Below are 2,799 nucleotides of genomic sequence, written 5' to 3' on the forward strand. Positions count from 1 at the left end.
GCTACCCGATCCGCTCGGCTTGGCGCACTCCCGCGATCCCCCAGCCACTTCCCCCCGCGGTCGCCCCCGCCGGGGGGGCGCCCCCCCGGCCCGACGCCCCCATCGACGTGGCGGCGCGGCCAGTCCGAGTCCAGCAGGTCGCCGGGCAGCGTGGTGCGTTCGCCGGCCGGGTCGGCGCCGAGTTCGTCCAGGACGTGCTGTTTGAAGGTCAGGACGGGCGCGAGGTCGAGTTCGAAGAGGCGGGTGCCGGACGGCCAGTCGAGCCGGTAGGCGCGGGCGTCCAGGCCTGCTGCGAGCAGGACGACCTGGTCCGCGCCGGCGGCGAGCAGACGGTCGTCGTAGAAGCGGGTGCGCAGGATGCCGTGGACCACCAGGCCTTTGGCGAGGCCGCTCGCCGGTCCCGAGGTGGGCATCGGCATGCCGGAGGCGGTGACGAAGGCGGCGGCGTAGGGGTCGGTGAAGAGCGGTTCGGGGCGGGAGCTCTCGTAGGCGCGCACCAGCGCGACGGACAGGGCCGTACGGGAGACCGGGCTCAGCGGGTCGGTGGTCGTCATGCCCGGGAATCTACCCCGGCGCCGAGTCGGCCGGGCCGGCACTCCCCTCACCGGTCCGGACGGGCACCTGGCCTGCGGGGGAAGCGAGTTGACGCAACGCCACGAGGTCACGTCAACAGGTGCCGCCAGCGGTCGGCGGACTCCACCATGTCCTGGATGACGCGTTCCAGGAACGTCCCGCCCCTGGCGAGCCGCTGCCCCACGGGGCTGTCGGGCCCGAACTCCGCCGCGGCCGTCATCGCGATCTGGGCCGTCCCGAGCGTCTCCCGCGAGCCGATCATGATCGAGTGGTACCAGGCCTCGTCGTCGACCACGTAGATGTCGCGACGCCGCTGCGGGTCGCGTTCGCGCCGGACGTACCCGTGCTGGACCAGGTAGTTCACGGCCACGGAGACGGAGGCCGCGCTGACGTTCAGCCTGCGGGTCAGCTCGGCCGCGGTGCGCCTGCCGTCCTCGGACAGCAGCAGGTCGACGTGCACGCGCGCCGTCATCCTCGGCAGCCCCGTCCTGACCGCCATGTCGATGATCTCCTCTCCTGTCGGGCTGCCCGAGGGCCCGTCCGCGGGTGGCGGTGCCGGGGTGCCGCGCCGCGCGCGCTGGACCGTCGCCCGGTGCGCCTGTTCGGGCCGGTAGCCGCTGGGGCCGCCGTTGCGTCCGATCTCCCGGCTGATCGTCGAGGTCGGCCGGTCGAGCCGTCTGGCGATCTCGGCGTAGGAGAGCCCGTCGGCGAGTCCGGCCGCGATGCGCTGGCGGTCCTGCTGGGTCAGTCGTCCTCCTGGCATGCCGCCAGTATTGCCTTCGCATTCATTCATTGCAATGCGGCATTGCATTCGACTTCAGCGTCATTGCATCAATTTACGGCTTTTCACCTGGGAATACTCCTTCACCCGATTGCGACCATGCTGAATGCAACGTAGCTTTCGAATAGTCCCGAAGACGCATTTCCGCGAGATGAGGAACGGTCATGGGTGAATCCGTCCACACCGTCACGACGCTGCCGACGGCGCGCCCGCCCGGCTGCCCCTTCGACCCGCCGGCCGAGCTGACCGACGCCCGACGGCACGGCCCGATCAGCCGCTACACCCACCCCGGCGGGGCGGCCGGCTGGCTGATCACCGGGTACGAGCTGGTCAGGTCGGTCCTGGCCGACCCGCGGTTCAGCTCGCGCAAGGAGCTCATCAACGTGGGCGACTTCGAGATTCCTCCGGCTCCGCCCGGCGAGTTCCTCCTCATGGACGACCCGCAGCACGGGCGCTACCGGAAGCCGCTGGTGGGCAAGTTCACCGTGCGGCGGATGCGGCTGCTCGCCGAGCGCATCGAGCAGATCACCGCCGAGTGCCTGGACGCCATGGAGGCGGCCGGGCCGTCGGCGGACCTGGTGACCGCGTTCGCCAAGCCCATCCCCGCCATCGTGATCTGCGAGCTGCTGGGGGTGCCGTACGAGGACCGCGGCTCCTTCCAGGAGCAGATCGACTCGTTCGTGAACGGGGAGACGAGCGACGAGGAGCTGATCGCGGCCTACACGGCGACCCAGCAGTACCTCGCGGAGCTGGTGGCCGCCAAGCGCGCGAACCCCACCGACGACGTGCTCAGCGACCTCATGGACAGCGACCTCACCGATGAGGAGCTGAGGGGCGTCAGCCTGATCCTGTTGGCGGCCGGGCTCGACACCACCGCGAACATGCTGGCGCTGGGCACCTTCGCGCTGCTGCAGAACCCGGCGCAGCTGGCCGACCTGCGCGCCGATCCCACGCTCACCGGCCGGGCCGTCGAGGAACTGCTGCGGTACCTGAGCGTCGCCAAGTCGTTCATGAGGACGGCGCTGGAGGACGTCGAGGTGGGCGGCCAGACCATCAAAGCCGGCACGACGGTCATCCTGTCGTACAACACCGCCAACCGTGACCCCGAGCGCTTCGCCGATCCCCACGTGCTCGACTTCCGGCGGCAGTACGGCGGGCACCTGGCCTTCGGCCACGGCGTCCACCAGTGCCTGGGGCAGCAGCTGGCCCGCGTCGAGCTGAGCGTCGCGATCACCGCCCTGGTCAAGCGCTTCCCCACGCTGCGCCTGGCCGTACCGGCGGAGGAGGTCGGCCTGCGGCCGGAGACCGCGGACATCTACGGGGTGAAGAGCCTCCCGGTCACCTGGGACGTGTGACCACGAACCAGACCGGGCGAGGTCGAGGCCAGGGTCGGGGGCGGCGCCGGGAGCCGGAGCGGCCCGGCACACCCACGGGGGGTGTGCCGG

At 71.2% G+C, this 2,799-nt stretch carries 3 protein-coding genes; 1 reads left to right on the forward strand and 2 read right to left on the reverse strand.

What is annotated here, in order from left to right; genetic code table 11:
* Together ACFV6I_RS37420 and ACFV6I_RS37425 are read right to left on the reverse strand one after the other, a co-directional pair.
* Window positions 1-554 (reverse strand): class I SAM-dependent methyltransferase (locus ACFV6I_RS37420; protein ID WP_380430531.1); only part of this gene is annotated, 554 nt, incomplete at its 3' end.
* A 107-nt stretch (window positions 555-661) separates the two neighbouring features.
* Complete coding sequence (locus ACFV6I_RS37425) at window positions 662-1,336, reverse strand: helix-turn-helix domain-containing protein (protein ID WP_380430534.1); 675 nt, start codon at window positions 1,334-1,336, stop codon at window positions 662-664.
* Window positions 1,337-1,518: 182 nt separating this feature from the next.
* Here ACFV6I_RS37425 and ACFV6I_RS37430 point away from each other — a divergent pair, with 182 nt between their 5' ends.
* Window positions 1,519-2,709: a cytochrome P450 gene (locus ACFV6I_RS37430; RefSeq protein ID WP_063345829.1), complete on the forward strand. Its 1,191-nt coding sequence runs from the start codon at window positions 1,519-1,521 to the stop codon at window positions 2,707-2,709.
* Window positions 2,710-2,799: the final 90 nt, after the last annotated feature.

This window comes from Kitasatospora sp. NPDC059803, assembly GCF_042732255.1.
GTDB lineage: Bacteria > Actinomycetota > Actinomycetes > Streptomycetales > Streptomycetaceae > Kitasatospora.

What these genes read in the sequence shown, in the direction of transcription:
- ACFV6I_RS37430 (WP_063345829.1), top strand. Translation starts at nt 1,519, where the DNA reads ATGGGTGAATCCGTCCACACCGTCACGACGCTGCCGACGGCGCGCCCG.
- ACFV6I_RS37425 (WP_380430534.1), bottom strand. Translation starts at nt 1,336, where the DNA reads ATGCCAGGAGGACGACTGACCCAGCAGGACCGCCAGCGCATCGCGGCC.